This is a genomic window from Actinomadura litoris (genome assembly GCF_009733595.1).
In the GTDB taxonomy this organism is placed as follows: domain Bacteria; phylum Actinomycetota; class Actinomycetes; order Streptosporangiales; family Streptosporangiaceae; genus Spirillospora; species Spirillospora litoris.
Genome location: NZ_WOFH01000018.1, coordinates 40,109 through 57,049, shown reverse-complemented (window position 1 = coordinate 57,049; position 16,941 = coordinate 40,109). Strand labels below are relative to the sequence as shown.

Below are 16,941 nucleotides of genomic sequence, written 5' to 3'. Positions count from 1 at the left end.
CAGCCAAGCCCCGGCACACCGCTCCCCCGCCTACCATGGCCCGGCATGGCGGACCTGTACGAAATGCTGCTCGTCGCGGAGCTTCCCGCGGACCTCCCCGAAGCGGAGCTGGCCGAACTGCGCTGGCACCTCGGACTCGGCCCGGAGCCGGACCGGTTCGCCATCGTCACCGACGGCCTTCCCGTCGTCACGGCCGACGACGAGGGCGAGCCCCTCCCCGAGGCGCTCTGGACGGTGGAGCACCTCCCCCTGCTGGCGGGACGCGGCGCGGCCGACCCCCGGATCGGCGGGGCGCTGTTCTCCGGACTCGTCCGCCGCGAGGGGCCGCGGGACGCGAACTGGGCGCTGACCTCGCGCCAGGTCCTTCACCCCGACGATCGGGACCAGCTCGCCCAGCTGCTCGGCTGGCTGCGGCGGCGCGCGGTCGGGCACCGGGGCGCGCCGCCGTGCCTGACCTGCCACCTGCGCCACCACGAGGACGGCCCGGCCCTGAAGCCGGTCGCCCTGGACGGCGCGGAACCGCTCATGTACTAGGCCGCATCCGGCCAAGCCCGCGCGAACCCTGATCCGAGCGGCCCCGCCCGGCGAATACCGGGCGTTCAATACGCCGGCGGTTGGGCCGCCGGGCCCGTCTCCGTCTCCACCCCGCGGGAGAGCCGGGGGGACGGGCCCGGCGCGTGGGCCTTTCAGGCGCCGCGGACGAGCTCGCGCCGGATCCAGTCGGTGACGGACGCGTGCTCGGGCCGCCAGTCCAGATCGGCGCGGGCGGCGGCGTCGCGGACGCGGCTGTTGGAGCCGAGCGCGTAGACGGCCGGTTCGTAGCCCCAGGCGGCGATAGCGGAGTCGATGTCCCAGGGCCGGGCGGGCTCCTGGCCGAGAGCGCCCGCGATGGCGTCCGTGATCGCCTTGAAGGACGCCTCGCCGCTCTCGACGAAGTAGAACGAACCGGCGGGGGCTCCCTCCAGCGCCCGCACATAGAGCTCCACGACGTCATCGACATGGACGGTCGACCAGATGTTGGCCCCGGGACCGATGTGCCGGGCGACACCGGTGCTCTCGGCCTGCCGCACGAGCAGCGGGATCTGGACGCTGTCCCGCGCGACCCCGCGTCCGTGCCCGTAGATCAGCGTGTTGCACAGCACCACCGACCGCACGCCGTGGTCGGCGGCGCCCAGCACCCGGCGGTCGATGGCCACCCGGGCGGCCTTGTCCGGCGACGGCCGCCAGCCGGGGGCCAGCACCTCCTCCTCGGTCCAGACCCGGTCGGACGCCTCGCCCCGCGCGTCGTCCCCGACGATGCTGGACCCGCTGGTGTGCAGCAGCGGCTTGCCGGAGCCCTGGAGCGCCTCGACGAACGCCTCGACCGCCCCGGCGTGGTCGCTGTCGGCCGCGTTGACCACCGCGTCGGCCTCGGACGCGGCGCGCGCGAGCACGTCGCCGTCGTCGAGCGTCCCCGCGACCGGTTCGATCCCGATCCGGCGGAGCGCGTCCGCCCCTGCCGCCGAGCGGGCCAGCCCGGTGACCGTGTGCCCCTCGGCGACGAGCCGGACGCCGATGGAGCCCCCGATGTAGCCGGTCGCGCCGGTCAGGAAAATACGCATCAGACCTCATTTGTGTGCACTTACACTATCTGCATATACATATATCTTGTGCACCACGCGCCCCACCTGTCAAGCCGCGATCAGGCCGGGGGCCTCCCGTGTCGCCGTGCTCGCGCCCTGGAGGGAAGCTCCACGCCCCGGACGCACAGCATCGCCAGGGCGAAGCCGAGCGCCCCCTCCGCCACCAGCCGGAAGACCGCCTCGGACTCGCCGAACAGCCCATCCGGAACGAGGTCCACGCGGACGAGCAGCGGCGCCACGGCGACCGCGAGGAGCGCCCAGGCTCGGCGCCCCTGGGCGGTGCGCGCCAGCCCCGCCGTGACCAGGACGGCGGCGAGCCGCACGACGGAGTTCTGGAGCAGGTCCCAGGTCCACGAGTAGGTGATCAGGCGGTCGACGTCCATGGAGACCATCTCCTCGAAGTCGAGGTCGCCTCGGAGCAGGAGGCTGAACAGCGGGGTCGTGGAGAACGCGACGAGGGCGGCGGCGACGGCGCCCGCGCCGAGGACGTGGCGGCGTCCCAGGAGGCGCGCTCCATGCGCGGGCCCCGGGGAGAGGAGGAGCGAGGCGGTGGCCAGCACGGCGAGCGCCAGCGGGGGGCCCGCCAGCGACGTCCCGAGCCACGCCCACGGACGGTCGTAGGCGGACGTCCCGTACAGGGCGAACGCGATCTGCGCGGCGGTGACCGCGCAGGCGCCGATCGTGGCCGCGCGCCGTCGTCCACGCCAGAGGAGCAGTGCGATGACGACCCAGGCGAGCCAGTAGGGAGCCGTGCCGAAGTGGAGGGCGACCGTCCGGGGCAGGGAGCCGCCCGTGTCCGGCGGCTCCGGAAGGACGGTGACCCAGTAGGGCACGTTGACCGCGAACCGGAGCCCGTCGGCCAGCAGCAGGCACACCGCCAGGAACCCGGTGATGGAGAACGCCCCCGGCCACGGCGACCCGCCCTCGCCCGCGGCCAGATGGCGCAGGCGGATCCGGAGGGCGCCGTAGAGCAGGTCGGCGGCGTCGGCGGCGGAGGGACGCCGCTGACCGGGCCTCGCGGCGGACAGCAGGACGTCCAGCATCTCCTCCCCGTGCTCCGCGCGGTGATCGGCCGGATAGCAGGCGAGCAGGCGCCGGTAGCGGCTCTCCAGGGCGCTCAACGCGGCCCCCCGTCGAACGCGGGGGCGCCGCCGCCGCGCAGGCGCGGGAGGGCGGCGAGGCGGCGGGCGGCGACCTCCGTGCGGCGGCGCAGGGCCTCGACCTCGGCGGCGAGCGCGGCGGCGCCCTCGTCGGTGAGCCGGTAGTAGCGGCGCAGCCGGCCGTCCACGACCTCTTCCCGGTCGGGGGCGACCAGCCCTTCGGACCGGAGCCGGTCGAGGGCGGCGTAGAGGGTGCCGGCGCGGAGCCTGGTGCGGCCCGCGGAGATCCGCTCGACGTCGGCGATGATCCCGTAGCCGTGCTGGGCGGCGTCCGCGAGCGCGGTCAGGATCAGGAACGTCGGTTCCTGCATCATCTTGCTCATGCGATCTTTATATATCGATCATCTGACTGTAGCAAGTATGCAGTGATTGCAACTTTGCACTCATGGTAATCTTCGCCGCATGGACGAGCGGCCGGCCCCGCGACGCGAGCCCGGAACCGGCCCCGAGCAGGGGCTCAGGGAGCTGAAGAAGCAGCGCACCCGCCGCGCCATCGCCGCCGCCGCGCTCCGCCTGTTCGCCGAGCGCGGCTACGAGGAGACCACGATCGCCGACATCGCCGCCGCGGCCGAGGTGTCCCCGCGCACGTTCTTCGGCTACTTCCCGAGCAAGGAGGACGTGGTATTCGCCGAGGTCGACGACCGGCTCGCGGAGGTCGCCGAGCGCCTGCGCGGGACGCCGGGCGAATCGCCCCTGGAGACGATCCGGCGCGGCGTCGTGGACGTCCTGGAGGCGATCGTCGGCGAGCACGGCGAATACGGATCGGTCCGGACAGGGCTCGTCCTGGAGCACCCCGGGTTGCAGGCGCGCGCGCTGCGACGCCTGACCGCCGCCCAGGAGGCCGTCGAGAACCTGCTGCGCGAGCTGTGCCCCGGCATGGACGAGATCGACGCGGTCGCCTCGGCGGGCGTCGCGGTCGGCGGGATGCGGGCGGTCATCGTCCACTGCCGGCGCCACGGCCACGGCCCGGCCTCCATGCGGACGGCGCTCGACCGGGCGACCCGCGTCGTGGAGAACGGCCTAGCCTCGGTGGAGACCCTCGTCCGCCCGTGAACCCGATCGGGATACACGACACAGGATGTCGTGTTTCGTTGCGAGGCTGGTCGCATGACCAGCAAAGACACCGGCCACCGAACCGGGGGTGAGGCGATGCGCACGATGGTGACGATCGGCGTCTACGGCTTCGACGGCGAGTCCTTCCTGCGGCGGCTGCGGGAGGCGGACGTCCGCCTGCTGCTCGACGTCCGCCAGCGCCGCGGCGTCCGCGGCCCCGAGTACGCCTGGGCGAACTCGCGCCGGCTCCAGGCCGCCCTCGCCCAGGCCCGGATCGCCTACGAGCACCACCCCGAACTCGCCCCGACCACCGAGCTGCGCCGGCTCCAGTACGCCGAGGACGACCGCCACGGGGTCGGCAGGCGCTCGCGCCGCGCGCTGGCGGCCGACTACATCCGCCGCTACACCGCCGAGATCCTCGACGCCGCCGACCTCGGGCCGGTCCTGTCGGCGCGGCCGGACGGCGGGAGGGCCGCGCTGTTCTGCGTCGAGCGCGACCCCGAGGCGTGCCACCGCTCGCTGATCGCCCGGCGGCTGGCCGAGCGGCACGGCGTCACGATCGAGGACCTGCGCCCGCTGTGAAGCCGCGCGCCGGGCTCGCGGCCGTTCGGAGATCCCGACGCGCGGGCGCCGGGACGGCGGCCTCCCGTTCGCGCGGGTCCTGGTCGTCCGGTTCGAGCCGGGTGGTGCGCCTCGCGGTCACCAGGGGCCGTAGGGGCCCATGTTGCCGCCGCGCCCGCCGTTCTTCTTCTTGTACGGGGCGACCGCCGGACGGACGTCCGCCAGGTACACCGCCGCCGCGATGAACGCCGCCACCGGCAGGATGCCGAGCAGCAGCCCCACCGGCCTGATGCCGAGCGCGAGCGGCGCGACCGCGTGCGCGATGCCGAGCACCGCGGCGACGATCAAGATGATCAGCCACAGCTTCTTGCTGAGCTTGCCGGCCGCCGCGTACGCGCCCTCCGGCACGGTCAGCGCGTCCAGCAGCGCCCACCCCTCCATCACGAACGCGATGATCAGGAGAAGCCAGAAGAAGTAGTCCAGCACATTGAAGTCCGCCACCGGGGATCAGCGCTCCTGCCTGTCTCGGACGGCGACTCCACGTCGCACCCATGGGATCACCGTCCCAACCCTACGGGCCTTGTCCACCCTCGGACGGGGAGGCGCCGCGAGGCGCGTGGAATGCCGCGGCCACCTGGAAAGACGACGGGGCCCGGCCGGGTGTTCCCGGCCGGGCCGCCCGCCATGATCAGGCGCCGCGCGACGACCCGCCATCGGTGATCTCGGCGGCCTCGCCGTGCACGACCTTCCTGCCGCGCTCGGCGAGCCCGTCGATGAACTCGACCGTCCGGGTGCCGACGTGCGTCACGTAGGCGATGGCCGCGCCGGGCAGTTCCTTGGTGTCGACCCGGTCCTGCACCTTGGTGACCTCGACGCGGTAGCGGCCCACGGCCTCGCGGACCTGCTCGCGGTACCGGCCGACCGTCCCGCGGACGTCGCCCTGGTAGCGCGTCGCGGCCTCGCGCGCGCGGTCCTGGTAGCGGTCGAGGTTCTCGCGCGCCCGCGTCATCTGCTCCGGGACCTCGCGAAGCTTCTCCACCGCGAGATCGCCGGCGCCGGCCACGGTGTGGACCGCCTTGTTCTCTCGGAGGCTGCTGGCCAGCGTCATCTGACCCCGTCCTTTCCGCTCGTCTGTCTGCTTCGGGTGCCGCGCGGGGCGGCTCGTCATGGCGCGCGGGTCGTGTGCTCGTCGCCGAGCGCGGCCTCGTCCTCCTTGAGCGCGGCCTCGTTCTCCTTGAGGAACGAGGCGTAGATGTCGAGGAGCACCTGCTTCTGACGCTCGCTCAGAAGGGCATCGGCCCGCACGGCGGCCATCACATCGGTGTCGGCCTCGCGGTCCTCAAGGATTCCGGCCTGCACGTACAGCGCCTCGGCGGAGATCCGCAGCCCCTTGGCGATCTGTTGCAGTATCTCGGCGCTCGGCTTGCGCAGCCCGCGCTCGACCTGGCTCAGATACGGGTTGGAGATGCCGGAGGAATCCGCGAGCTGCCGCAGCGAGATCTTCGCCCGGGTGCGCTGCTCGCGGATGTACTCCCCGAGGGAGCCGACCTTGGAACCTGCCATGGCTCCACCATGCGCCAGCATGCTTGCAATTGCAAGCGCTCTAGCTAGCACTCACCGGTGATACCCCTCACAACGGCTTTTCGCGTGATCGACTCCGCGAAGGCGGCTCCGCGGCACGTTTCGCCGCGACCAGCACGCCGATCCCGTCCAGGATCCGGTCGAGCCCGAAGGCCACGTCGTCGTCGACGACGTCGTCGGTGTAGTCGTCGCCCTCCATCATGGACGCCAGGACCGAGTGGCCGCGTTCGCGCAGCCGGGGCAGGAGGAACGCGGCCACGGTGTCCGACCGCGTCGGAGCCGCGGTGCTGTACCGCAGGTCGCGGCGCATGCCGCCGATCTGCCGCGCATAGCCGTCCAGCACGAACGCGCACCCCAGAGCCTCGGCGGGGGTCAGCCCGGCGCCGGTCAGCACCTTCAGGATCGCCTCCGTCCAGTCCAGCAGGTTCGGCGTCACCGGGGCCCCGCGGACGGGGAGATCGCACAGCCAGGGGTGGACCTCGCACCGGTCGATCATCGCCCGCGTCCACCCGCTCGCCGCGTCGCGCCAGTCCCCCGTCCCGGACGCCAGGTCCGGCGCCGCGCCCCAGGCGGCCTCGGCGACCAGGACCAGCAGCTCGTCCCGGGACCTCACATACCGGTAGATCGCGTTGGCGGTCAGCCCGAGCCGCCGGGCGATCCTGGGCATCGACAGGGCCTCGAATCCGTCCGCGTCGGCCAGTTCGAGGGCCGCGGCGACGATCTGCTCGACGCTCTGCGACGGCTTGCGCCCGAGCTTGGTCGTCTTGACGGGGAGGCCCCACGCCAAGGCCAGCCCCGGCGGCAGCCCGGGGTCCTCCGCGATCGGCATCCGGCGGCCTCCTCCGCTCGACCGGGGATCCCTGTCACGCCGACTCTACCTTGACTTCGTGTATGCCCCACACTTAAGTTTGTGTGACCCACACACGAATAATGATCGCAGAGGGAGCGCGACATGGAACCGCCGTATCGACACCCCGCGCCGGGCCGGCGCACCCGGCGGCTCGGCGGTGTGGTGGTGCTGCTGACCGCGGCGTTGCTCTCCGGCTCGGTCGCCGGCGGAGGGGCGGCCGACGCGCTGCCACCGGACCGCGGCGACGCCGTGGTCCGGACCGACGCCGGCGCCGTCCGCGGCAGGGTCGATTCGACCGCCAGGGTGTTCCAGGGGATTCCGTACGCCGCGCCACCGGAGGGCGACCTGCGCTGGGCCTCGCCGCAGCCGGCCGAGCCGTGGCGGGGAGTGCGGGACGCCACCGAGCCCGGCAACCGCTGCGCCCAGGCCAAGGGGCTGGTCGATGAGGCCAGCACGGACGAGGACTGCCTGTTCCTCAACGTCACCACGCCGCGCCACACCGGGAAACGCAGACTGCCGGTGATGGTGTGGATCCACGGCAACGGGTTCATCAGCGGCGCCGCCAGCCTGTACGGCGCGAAGCGGCTGGCCGCCGAAGGCGACGTGGTCGTGGTCAGCCCGAACTACCGGCTCGGAATCTTCGGGTTCCTGACCCACCCGGCACTCGACCACGGCAAGGCCCGGAACCTGTCCGGGAACTTCGGTCTCGAAGACCAGCAGGCCGCACTGCGCTGGGTGCGGCGCAACGCCGCGGCGTTCGGCGGCGACCCCGGCAACGTCACGATCTTCGGCGAGTCCGCGGGCGGGACCAGCGTCTGCGCCCAGCTCGCCGCGCCGTCATCGGCGGGGCTGTTCCATCGGGCGATCGTGCAGAGCGCGCAGTGCACCGGTGCGAAGTGGTCGCCGGGGCCTGCGACCTGGTTCCCGCTGCCCCGCGCCGACCGTCGGAAGCACGGTCTCAAGGTGGCGGCCGAGCTCGGCTGCGCCGACCCGGCGACCGCGGCGACCTGCCTGCGCGACGTGGACCCCGGCGAACTGACCAGGTGGTCCGACATCGGCGTCGGGTCGGGTCCCACCGTCGGTGGCGGTTTCCTGCCGCTCAGCCCGGAGCGCGCCTTCGCGACCGGCCGCTTCAACCGCGTCCCTGTCATGCAGGGGACCACGCGGGACGAGCACCACCTGTTCACCGCGGCGATCGAGGCCGCCACCGAAAAGGAGACCACCCCGGAGAGCTATCGCGAGCAGCTCGCCGCCTTGTTCCGCCCGGCCGACCTGCGGCGGGTCATGGCCCGGTATCCGGTCGCCGGGTTCCACTCCGCGGGCGAGGCACTGTCCACGGTCGTGACCGACTGGGCCTGGGGATGCCCCGCCCAGGACCGGGACCGCGCACTCGCCGCGCACACCGCGGTCTACGCCTACGAGTTCGCGGACGACACGGCGCCGTGGTTCAAGACCCTGCGCAAGCCGAACTTCCCCACCGGCGCGTTCCACGGTGCCGAACTCCAGTATTTGTTCGACGACGAGCAGCTCCCCGGCCCGCAGACGCCCGCCCAGCAACGGCTCGCCACGACCATGATCAGCTACTGGTCCCGGTTCGCCGCCGCCGGAAACCCCAACAGCAGCGGACGACCCCGGTGGATGCCCTTCCAGGGCGACGACGGGGTGCAATCACTCGCGACCACCACGATCGGCCAGACCGACCGCGACGCGGAACACCGGTGCGCCTTCTGGAGGACCATCGATTCCTGACCCGATGATTTTCGCGCGCCGTGCTGGTCTGTACGCCGAGTACCGAATCACAGGAGGCGCACGCGATGCGGAAACTGACCTTCGGCATGAACATGAGCTTGGACGGCTACATCGCCGCGCCCGGCGACGACCTCGGCTGGAGCGCACCGAGCGACGAGCTGTTCCAGTGGTGGTCCGACCGGGTGGCCGCGACGGAACTGGCGCTGTACGGGCGCAGGCTGTGGGAGACGATGAGCTCGTACTGGCCGACCGCCGACCGGGAGCCCGGCGCCGCACCGGCGGAGATCGAGTTCGCCCGCCGCTGGCGGGACATGCCGAAGGTGGTGTTCTCCTCGACGACCCGCGCGGTCGACTGGAACACCCGCCTGGTCACCGGCGACGCGGTCACCGAGATCACCCGGCTCAAGGCCGAGGACGGCGGCCCCATGGACATCGCGGGCGCCACGCTCGCCGCGGCGGCCATGCGGGCCGGGCTGATCGAGGAGTACCTGGTCGTCACCCATCCGGTCCTGCTGGGCGGCGGCACGCCGTTCTTCACGGCCCTGGACAACTGGGTGAACCTGAGCCTGGCGGAGACCCGGACGTTCCCCGACGGCGTACTCCTGGCCAGGTACGAGACCAGGCGCTGAGGACCCGGCCCCGGCGACGCGGAACGGCGCCTCGGGCTCCGGCCGGTGCGCCACGACGGACCAGGTGGTCGGTCCCGCCCGTCAGCTCACCTTTTCGGGGCGGGCCGTCCAGGTGTTGCAGACGGCCAGGCGGCGGCCCTGGAAGCCGGTGACCACCCAGCCGGCGTAGTTGCGGCCCGAGCCGTGGTCGCGTTCCTCGGGCGGCAGCCGCTCGTCGCCGCGGCCGCGCACGTCCATGACCATCGCGACGTACTGCTCGCGCGTCATCGGGAGCGTCGCGCGCTCGGCGCCGAGGAAGGCGCCCGCGAAGCACTGCGCCTGGAGCTCGATGCGGCGGCTGGCCTCGTTGCGGGCCATGATGTCGGCCTTCTCCATCTCCTCGTGCCCGTAGAGGAGGATTCCGGCGCGGTCCTGGACGTGGTGCCCGTACTCGTGCGCGATCACCCGGGCGAACACCGCGAAGTGCGACAGCGGCTCGCCGCCTGAGGTCTCCACGATGTGCCGCAACCCCACGTACATCGTGTTGTTGGCGGGGCAGTAGAACGCGGACGCGCCGGGGCTCGGGTACGTCCCGCACGGGCTGCGGCCGGACTGCTCCCAGAACACCCGCTTCGGCGGGTCGAACCGGGCGTCGATCTTGGCGAACTGGCGCGTCCAGGACGTGTCGAGGCAGTCGCTCAGCACGTCCATGAACCGGCGCATCGACCCGGCGGCCGGGGTGATGCGCGGCAGCGCGCACCGGACGGGGGTCAGCGCGCCCGTCGTGTAGAGCTTGTTCGCGGTGGCCGCCGAGCGCGGCGCGCCGCCGCCGGAGGCCGAACCCGGCCGCGCGCCGATGCCGCCGATGCCCCCGATACCTCCGTCGCCGCCGAGGACCGAGAAGGCGAGGATCGCCAGGACGACCAGCGAGGTCAGCCCGCCCACGACGCCCGCGACCGTCCCGCCGGCGCTGCGGCGCGGCGGCCTGCGCGCGGGCACGTACCGGTACTGCGGCGGGCGGTAGGCAGGCGGACCGTACGGTGGCGCCGGCGGGGGCGGGGGGCGGTGACCTGCCATAGCGAAGAATCATCGCACGCGTTCCCGATACTATTTGCGCCCATGTCTGCTCATGCGGCGTTGTGTCGTCTGCGACCGGCGGTCCTGATCTTGACGGCCGCCGTCCTCGTCCCGCTGACCGCGAGCGCCCCCGCGGCCGCGGGGACCGCCGCGTCGGAGCGGGTCCTCAAGGACGAGGTGGTCCTCACCGCGGGCAAGGGCGGCCTGACCCGCGTGAAGGAGACGATCGTCTACCGCTTCGCGGGCAGCAAGGGCTTCAAGCGGACGTTCGTCACCCGCGACCACGACAGCGTCACCGAGGACCGCGTCTACAGGATCGAGGGCCTGCGCGCCTCCAGCCCCAACGGCGGGCCGACGAAGGTCCACACGTCCGAGAGCGGCACCCGGACCATCGTCAAGGTCGGCGGCGGGACGTCCCTCACCGGCGAGCGGACCGTCGTCCTGGAGTACGGGCTGCGCGGCGCGATCGCCCGCATGGACTCGGTCGAGGAGCTGCGCTGGCCCGCCGTCGGCGGCTGGAGCGTCCCCGTGGACGAGGCGCGCGCGACCGTCACCGGCGGCGCGACGATCAACAACGTCAACTGCTTCGCGGGCCCGCCCGGGAGCACGATCGGCTGCACGCAGTTCTACACGAACCACACGCGGACCGAAGGGATCTTCAGCCAGCAGCGGATGCTGTCCGGGGAGTCCCTCACGGTCGTCGCGGGCTTCCCCGCCGGGACCACCGGCGGCACCGCCCTCTACGAGCGCCGGCACAACGTCGCGACCGCGTTCTCGGTCAACGCCGTCACCGGCGGCGCGCTGCTCGGCCTGCTCGTCCTGCTCGGCGGCGGCCTCGCGGCGCTGTACCTGCTGCGCGGCCGCGACGCCCGCGTCGTCGGCAAGAAGGCCGCCGAGGGCGACCAGCCGCCGGTGTCGGGGGCGGAGTTCGAGCCGCCGGACGGCGTCCGCCCCGGCCAGATCGGCACGCTGATCGACGAGCAGGCCGACGTCATCGACGTCACCGCCACGATCGTGGACCTCGCCGTCCGCGGCTACCTGCTGATCGAGGAGGAGGACCGCGCCGCCACCGGACGCCTGGACTGGACGCTGCGCCGCCTCGACCGCCCCGTCGTCGACCTGCTCCCCTACGAGCGGATCCTGCTCGACGCCCTCCTCACCGCGCCCGACGGCAGCGGGCGCGACTCGGTGAAGCTGTCGCAGCTCGGCGGTACGTTCGCGACGCGGCTGGCCCAGGTGCGCTCCGCGATGTACGACGATGTCGTGAAGCAGGGCTGGTTCGCGCGGCGGCCCGACACCGTCCGGTCCCGGTGGACGGTCGCCGGGATCGTCGTGACCGTCCTCGGCGTCGCCGGCACCGTCGCGCTCGCCCTCACCACCGAATGGGCCCTCGCCGGGCTCGCCCTGGTCATCGCCGGGGCCGCGCTCGCCTACGGCGGCCAGTACATGCCCGCCAAGACCGCGCGCGGCGCCACCGTGCTCGCGCACACCATCGGCTTCCGCGCCTTCCTGGAGCGGGGCGTCCTCCCCGAGGGCGACGCGTCCCGGCAGCGCATCGCGCTGTACTCGCGCTTCCTCCCCTACGCGGTCGTGTTCGACGTCGTCGCGAAGTGGTCCGAGACCGTCAAGGACGCGGGGCGGCAGGGCGCGGACAACCTGTACTGGTACGAGGGCCCCGCCGAGTGGGACCTGTCGAAGTTCGCCGAGTCGATGCGCGCGTTCACGCTGACGACGTCCGGCTCCATCTCGCAGTCGCGCGGCTTCTGAGCCGCCGCCCCGGCGGGGCGCGGAGGGTTGGGATCCGTGTGCCGGGTAGAGCGTGGTGGCGAGGAGGTGGCGCCGCATGCTCGCCGACACAGGCATGGTGGGGGACGCCCGCCTGTGGGTGTTCGGGCCGATCATCGTGTTCGCCGCGCTGGCCGTCTGGCTCACGCTCACGCTGACCGCCGCACGCGAGCGGAAACGCCCCCGGGGCAAGGACCCGGGACTTCCGCACCGGGGCGCGGTGACCGGCGGGATCATCGAGGGCAGCCCGGCCCAGCGGACCCGCCGCGACGCCGCCCCCACCGAACCCGAACGCGAGGCCGCCGCGGGCCGCGCCGCCGCGCTCGCCGCCGAACGCGAGCGGGCACGGCGTGAGGCGGAACCGGAGCGGCGGCGCGCGTCGTCTCGCAGGAAACGCCGCCGGCACCCCCTGCTACGCCGCCGCTGACCCCCTCGACACGGCGCCCGCCGGACCGGAGCGCACTCACCTCCCCCGCACCCCTCGGTCCGGCGGGCGCCGTCCGCCGTCCGCGTGATCACCGACACGTTTTCCCGCGATCTTCGCGGAAGTAAGATGTCTGACGTCTTACTGAGAGAGGCTCTTGTGGTTCTTCATCCAGTTCCGGGCGGGTCGACCGTCGACGCCGTCCTCGACCAGCTCCAAGCCCAGGTCAGCGAGGGCTCCTGGCCGGTGGGCGGCCGCATCCCGGGCGAGGTGGACCTGGCGGCCCAGCTCGGGGTGAGCCGGCCGGCGGTCCGGGAGGCGATCCGGGCGCTGACCCACGTCGGCGTCCTGGAGGTGCGGCGCGGCTACGGCACCTACGTGCGCAGCAGCGCGAACCCGCGCCCCCTCCTGCGCCGCGTCGCGCGGGCCAACCTCCGGGACGTCTTCGAGATGCAGCTCGCCTACGACGTCCAGGCCGCCCGGCTGGCCGCCCGGCGCCGCACCGACGCCGACCTCGTCCGGCTCGAAGAGCTCCTGCGCGCCCGCGACGAGGCCACCGAGGCCGACGCGTTCGGCGCCGCCGACGCGCTCTTCCACCTCGGCGTGGCGGAGGCGACGCGCAATCCCGTCCTGATCGAGGCGATGCGGTTCTTCATCGACCGCCTCCAGGAGTCGATGCGGGCGCTCCGCCTCGACCAGGAGGTGCCGGAGGCGGGCCCGGCGCGGCACCGGGCCGTCCTGGACGCGATCATCGCCCGCGACCCCGTCGCCGCCGGTGAGGCCGCCGCGGCGGTGGTGGAACCGGCGCTGGCCGTCCTGGAGACCCTCGTCCCCCGCGAGGAGGGGTCCGCGGCGGCGGGCGGGCCCCGCCGGCCGGACGGCACCGAGGAAGGGCGATGATGGCGGGCCGACCCGAGACCGGCCCCGAGCACGCGGCCGCGGGACGCGGCGTGGTGGTCGGGCAGCTCGTGCTGATCGTCATCGTCGCCGTCAACCTGCGTCCGGCGCTGGCGGCGGTCGGGCCGCTGCTGACCGAGATCCGCGACGCCTTCCACCTCTCCGGGACGGCGGCCGGGGCGCTCACGACCCTGCCGCTGGTCTTCTTCGGCTCCTACGGCCTGCTCGCCCCGTTCCTGCGGCGCCCGCCGCGCAGCGAGACGCTCCTGGTCACCGCGATGGGGCTGCTCCTCGTCGGCCTGCTGCTGCGGCTGGTGGACGCGACGTTCGCGCTGTTCGCCGGGTCGCTGGTCGCCGGAATCGCGATCAGCGTCGGCAACATCGCGATGCCGGCGATCATCAAGCGCGACCACCCCGCCTCGATCACGGTCGTGACCTCGGTCTACACGGTGGCGATCACGGTCGGGGCGTGCCTGGCGTCCGGGCTCGCGGTGCCCGTCGAGAACGCCTTCGACGCGTCCTGGCGGCTGCCGCTCGGGCTGCTGGTGGTCCCGACCGCGGTCGCGGGCGCGATCTGGCTGCCGCGGGCGCTGAGGTCGGCGCGCGCGGCGCGGTCGGCCCCCGCCGCCCCGGTGGCGCGCGGCGCTGCGTCCCGGGTGTGGCGGTCGGGCCTGGCGTGGCAGGTCACGTTCTTCATGGGCCTCCAGTCGCTGCTCGCCTACGTGGTGCTCGGCTGGCTACCGACGATCTGCCAGGACCGCGGCATGGGCGAGGTCCCCGCCGGCTACGTGCTGGCGCTGTCGGCGGCGGTGCAGGCGCTCGGGTCGCTGTCGGTCCCGCTCCTGGAACGGCGGTCCCGCGACCAGCGTCCGCTCGTGATCGCGACGGCCGTGCTGAGCTTCGTGGGGTTCGCGGGCATCACCTGGGCGCCGATCGGCTCGGTCTGGGGCTGGACGGTCGTCCTCGGCTTCGGGCAGGGCCTCGGCTTCGCCACCGCGCTCTCGTTCATCGGGCTGCGGGCCCACGACGCGCGGGTCGCGGCGCAGCTGTCCGGGATGGCGCAGGGCACCGGCTATGTTATCGCGGCGCTCGGCCCGCTCGCGGTCGGCGCGCTGCACGACGCCACCGCTGGATGGACCGTTCCAATGATGGTCGTCCTGGCGGTCGCGACGGTCATGGTCGTCCCCGGCGCCGCCGCCGGACGGAACCGGACGATCGGCGCCGCCCCCTCCCCCGAGACCTCCGACGCCTCGCCCGCGCTCAACTGAGGTCAAGCGGTCGCCACGACGTCCCCTCGGCACGGTCTCCGCCGGGGGGACGTCGCGATTGATCGGCGTTTGCCCCCATATCGTCCCTGGCAACGGGCATGTAACCCACGAGGAGGTGGACGGCATGCTCGCAACCGTCCTGGCCGGGTCGTCGGATCTGGCCAACACCGCTCCCCACGGCGCGATGCCGTGGGCGTGGCTGATCCCGGTGCTCGCCTCGGTGGCCCTGCTGAGCTGGCTGGCCCTGACCGTCGAGGCCTCGTCCAGGAAGGTGAACCCGAGCCGCCGCAACGACCAGGACAACCACCGGGGCGGCGAACAGGGCGGCTACTACGTCTATACGCCCGGAATCTACTCGCACAGCTACCCGCCGGGTGAGGCGAAGTACAACGACGAGCCCTCCTAGGGCGTTATGGAATAGAGCATTCCGTTCTGATAGCGTGAGGTCGACCGACCGCCTCACACGCGAAGGAGTGCCGCCATGACGACACCGCGCCCCACCCCGGTCCCCGACGGCTACACCACGGTCACCCCGTGGATCGTCACCAAGGACACCGCCGGGCTCATCGACTTCATCACCGAGGCGTTCGGCGCGGAGGAACTCAGCCGCCTCGACGTGGGCGACGGCGTCATCGGCCACGCCGAAGCGCGCATCGGCGACTCGATCGTGATGATGTTCGACTCGCCGTTCGCCATCGAGACCCCGGGCCTGCTGCGCCTTTTCGTGGACGACGCGGACGCGGTCGTCCGGCGGGCGGTGGGCGCCGGAGCCACCGTGGTGACCGAGCCGACCGAGCTGTTCTGGGGCGACAAGGTCGGCCGGGTGCGCGACCCGCTCGGCAACCTCTGGTGGATCCAGCAGCGCCTCGCCGAACCGACCCCCGACGAGATCGCGGCACGGGCGCAGGACCCGAGGTACGCCGAGGCGATGACCTACGTCCAGTCGAGCCTGGGCCCCGCCCTGCCCGCGCCCCGGAGCGCCGGCGCCCCGGCCTGACTAGCGCGCCCTGGTCCCGACCAGCAGCGAGTTCCGCAGGTCGGGGAGGACGACCTCGGTCGAGACGAGCCGCCGGTCGCCGAAGAACGCCCGGCGCTTGGGGTCGTCGGCGAGCAGCGGCGAGCCGGGCGGAAGCGCCGCCCTCGGCGTCAGGTCGTCCATGACGACGCGCCCGCCGATCCGCAGCAGGCCCACCGGGTCGACGCCGTGGGCACCGGCGTCGCTGAACACGAGGTCGAACGGCCCGCGCGCGGGCACGACGTCGGCGGCCTCGCCGGTGAGGACCTCGACGCGCGCGTCGCCGGACAGCAGTTCGCGGGCCACGGCGGCGAAGCGCTCCTCGACCTCCACGGTGACGAGCGTGCAGTCGGCGGGCATGGCGTCCGCGATCCACGCGGCCCCGACGCCCGTGCCCGTCCCGAGTTCGGCGATACGCCCGCCGACGCACCCGGCCGCCAGCACCGCCAGAAAGCGGCCGACGCCGGGCAGGCAGGCGGACGACGCACCGGCTCCCGCGTCCTCCCTGGTGAGCGCGAACCCCGCCGCCCGCGCGAGCTCGAACGCGCGCGTCACCAATGCGGGAAACTCCTCCACTCCGACCTCCTCGGAACTCCGGCCTCAAGGCTCGCGGACGCCGAGGTAGGCGTCCAGTTCGGCGGCGCCCCTGAGCATGGCGCGCCCCCGGGCGGACAGCCGGGCCTGCCAGTCGCGCAGGGCCGCCTCCAGCGGGGCGACGCCCCCGGCGGAGCGGACCTGCTCGATCAGCGGCGCGATCTGCTCCAGCAGGTAGCCGCCCCGCCTCAGCTGGTGGGCCAGCCGGACGTCGCGGACGTCGGCCGCGCTGTAGACCCGGTAGCCCGTCCGGGGGTCGCGGCCCGGCCGGACCAGCCCGGCGTTCTCCCATTTGCGCAGCGTGGCGGGGCGGAGGCCGAGCCGCCTGGCCAGCGGGCCGATGAAGGTGCCGCCGTCCTCCGGCGGCACGGGCGCCAGATCGCGCAGCGCGGCCTCCACGGCCTGGAGGGTGGCGCGGTCGTCGAGGAGCTGGCCGTGGCTCTGGTCGATGAGGCGCAACGCGTCCTCGACGGCGCCCCGGTTGACCGCCCGCATGATCGACGTGGCCGTCCGGTGCCCGTGCCCCGGCAGGAGGGCGAGGAACGCGCGCAGGGCCTGCGCGTGCGGCGGCCGGTAGGTGCGGTAGCCGTGGACGCTGCGTCCGGCGGCGGGCAGGATCCCGGCGTCCTCGTAGTTCCGCACGGCCTGGGTGGAAAGACCGTGCTCCCGGGCCAGGTCCACCGGCCTCATGGATGCA

The 16,941-nt window shown here is 73.4% G+C and carries 21 protein-coding genes; 11 read left to right on the top strand and 10 right to left on the bottom strand.

What is annotated here, in order from left to right; translation table 11 throughout:
- Positions 1 to 45: 45 nt before the first annotated feature.
- On the top strand, positions 46 to 534 hold the full coding sequence (locus GNZ18_RS36605) for a hypothetical protein (protein WP_156221468.1): 489 nt from the start codon (positions 46 to 48) through the stop codon (positions 532 to 534).
- A 152-nt stretch (positions 535 to 686) separates the two neighbouring features.
- Here the strand turns inward: GNZ18_RS36605 and GNZ18_RS36600 are convergent, their stop codons facing one another.
- From GNZ18_RS36600 to GNZ18_RS36590, 3 genes are all read right to left on the bottom strand, one after another.
- Positions 687 to 1,601: an NAD-dependent epimerase/dehydratase family protein gene (locus tag GNZ18_RS36600; protein WP_156221466.1), complete on the bottom strand. Its 915-nt coding sequence runs from the start codon at positions 1,599 to 1,601 to the stop codon at positions 687 to 689.
- An 80-nt stretch (positions 1,602 to 1,681) separates the two neighbouring features.
- Complete coding sequence (locus GNZ18_RS36595) at positions 1,682 to 2,743, bottom strand: hypothetical protein (RefSeq protein WP_156221464.1); 1,062 nt, start codon at positions 2,741 to 2,743, stop codon at positions 1,682 to 1,684.
- Positions 2,740 to 3,105, bottom strand: coding sequence for a PadR family transcriptional regulator (locus GNZ18_RS36590; protein ID WP_156221462.1), 366 nt, complete (start codon positions 3,103 to 3,105; stop codon positions 2,740 to 2,742). The genes GNZ18_RS36595 and GNZ18_RS36590 overlap by 4 nt, the downstream gene beginning before the upstream one ends.
- A 79-nt stretch (positions 3,106 to 3,184) precedes the next feature.
- Here GNZ18_RS36590 and GNZ18_RS36585 point away from each other — a divergent pair, with 79 nt between their 5' ends.
- Together GNZ18_RS36585 and GNZ18_RS36580 are read left to right on the top strand one after the other, a co-directional pair.
- Positions 3,185 to 3,835 carry a TetR family transcriptional regulator gene (locus GNZ18_RS36585; RefSeq protein WP_156221460.1) on the top strand — a complete coding sequence of 217 codons (651 nt, stop codon included), beginning with the start codon at positions 3,185 to 3,187 and terminating at the stop codon, positions 3,833 to 3,835.
- 54 nt (positions 3,836 to 3,889) lie between these two features.
- On the top strand, positions 3,890 to 4,417 hold the full coding sequence (locus GNZ18_RS36580; RefSeq protein WP_216651562.1) for a DUF488 domain-containing protein: 528 nt from the start codon (positions 3,890 to 3,892) through the stop codon (positions 4,415 to 4,417).
- A 117-nt stretch (positions 4,418 to 4,534) separates the two neighbouring features.
- Here the strand turns inward: GNZ18_RS36580 and GNZ18_RS36575 are convergent, their stop codons facing one another.
- From GNZ18_RS36575 to GNZ18_RS36560, 4 genes are all read right to left on the bottom strand, one after another.
- A complete protein-coding gene (locus GNZ18_RS36575) occupies positions 4,535 to 4,897 on the bottom strand; it encodes a DUF2516 family protein (protein ID WP_242891293.1) in 363 nt (120 codons plus the stop codon).
- A gap of 187 nt (positions 4,898 to 5,084) precedes the next feature.
- Complete coding sequence (locus GNZ18_RS36570; protein WP_156221458.1) at positions 5,085 to 5,504, bottom strand: hypothetical protein; 420 nt, start codon at positions 5,502 to 5,504, stop codon at positions 5,085 to 5,087.
- A gap of 56 nt (positions 5,505 to 5,560) precedes the next feature.
- Positions 5,561 to 5,959, bottom strand: a complete 399-nt coding sequence (locus GNZ18_RS36565; protein ID WP_156221456.1) for a helix-turn-helix domain-containing protein — start codon at positions 5,957 to 5,959, stop codon at positions 5,561 to 5,563.
- A 67-nt stretch (positions 5,960 to 6,026) separates the two neighbouring features.
- A complete protein-coding gene (locus tag GNZ18_RS36560) occupies positions 6,027 to 6,806 on the bottom strand; it encodes a TetR/AcrR family transcriptional regulator (protein ID WP_156221442.1) in 780 nt (259 codons plus the stop codon).
- Positions 6,807 to 6,929: 123 nt separating this feature from the next.
- Here GNZ18_RS36560 and GNZ18_RS36555 point away from each other — a divergent pair, with 123 nt between their 5' ends.
- Complete coding sequence (locus GNZ18_RS36555) at positions 6,930 to 8,576, top strand: carboxylesterase/lipase family protein (RefSeq protein ID WP_156221440.1); 1,647 nt, start codon at positions 6,930 to 6,932, stop codon at positions 8,574 to 8,576.
- Between the two features lie 65 nt (positions 8,577 to 8,641).
- Positions 8,642 to 9,205 carry a dihydrofolate reductase family protein gene (locus GNZ18_RS36550; RefSeq protein ID WP_156221438.1) on the top strand — a complete coding sequence of 188 codons (564 nt, stop codon included), beginning with the start codon at positions 8,642 to 8,644 and terminating at the stop codon, positions 9,203 to 9,205.
- Between the two features lie 81 nt (positions 9,206 to 9,286).
- On the opposite strand, the gene GNZ18_RS42800 is transcribed toward GNZ18_RS36550, so the two are convergent.
- Positions 9,287 to 10,183: a neutral zinc metallopeptidase gene (locus GNZ18_RS42800; protein ID WP_308165908.1), complete on the bottom strand. Its 897-nt coding sequence runs from the start codon at positions 10,181 to 10,183 to the stop codon at positions 9,287 to 9,289.
- 120 nt (positions 10,184 to 10,303) lie between these two features.
- On the opposite strand from GNZ18_RS42800, the gene GNZ18_RS36540 reads away from it, so the two are divergent.
- The 6 genes from GNZ18_RS36540 (at position 10,304) to GNZ18_RS36515 (ending at position 15,632) form a co-directional block, all read left to right on the top strand.
- On the top strand, positions 10,304 to 12,028 hold the full coding sequence (locus GNZ18_RS36540) for a DUF2207 domain-containing protein (protein ID WP_156221434.1): 1,725 nt from the start codon (positions 10,304 to 10,306) through the stop codon (positions 12,026 to 12,028).
- A gap of 76 nt (positions 12,029 to 12,104) precedes the next feature.
- Positions 12,105 to 12,473, top strand: a complete 369-nt coding sequence (locus GNZ18_RS36535; RefSeq protein WP_156221432.1) for a hypothetical protein — start codon at positions 12,105 to 12,107, stop codon at positions 12,471 to 12,473.
- A gap of 156 nt (positions 12,474 to 12,629) precedes the next feature.
- On the top strand, positions 12,630 to 13,370 hold the full coding sequence (locus GNZ18_RS36530) for a FadR/GntR family transcriptional regulator (protein WP_216651561.1): 741 nt from the start codon (positions 12,630 to 12,632) through the stop codon (positions 13,368 to 13,370).
- Positions 13,370 to 14,635, top strand: a complete 1,266-nt coding sequence (locus GNZ18_RS36525) for a CynX/NimT family MFS transporter (RefSeq protein ID WP_246251138.1) — start codon at positions 13,370 to 13,372, stop codon at positions 14,633 to 14,635. Before GNZ18_RS36530 ends, GNZ18_RS36525 begins: the two co-directional genes overlap by 1 nt.
- A gap of 124 nt (positions 14,636 to 14,759) precedes the next feature.
- Entirely contained in the window at positions 14,760 to 15,041 is a 282-nt protein-coding gene (locus tag GNZ18_RS36520; protein WP_156221428.1) for a hypothetical protein, read from the top strand.
- Between the two features lie 75 nt (positions 15,042 to 15,116).
- On the top strand, positions 15,117 to 15,632 hold the full coding sequence (locus tag GNZ18_RS36515) for a VOC family protein (protein ID WP_156221426.1): 516 nt from the start codon (positions 15,117 to 15,119) through the stop codon (positions 15,630 to 15,632).
- On the opposite strand, the gene GNZ18_RS36510 is transcribed toward GNZ18_RS36515, so the two are convergent.
- Both GNZ18_RS36510 and GNZ18_RS36505 read right to left on the bottom strand, forming a co-directional pair.
- Positions 15,633 to 16,226, bottom strand: coding sequence for an O-methyltransferase (locus GNZ18_RS36510; RefSeq protein ID WP_156221424.1), 594 nt, complete (start codon positions 16,224 to 16,226; stop codon positions 15,633 to 15,635). It abuts the gene before it with no gap.
- A gap of 24 nt (positions 16,227 to 16,250) precedes the next feature.
- On the bottom strand, positions 16,251 to 16,934 hold the full coding sequence (locus GNZ18_RS36505; RefSeq protein WP_156221422.1) for a TioE family transcriptional regulator: 684 nt from the start codon (positions 16,932 to 16,934) through the stop codon (positions 16,251 to 16,253).
- Positions 16,935 to 16,941 lie beyond the last annotated feature (7 nt).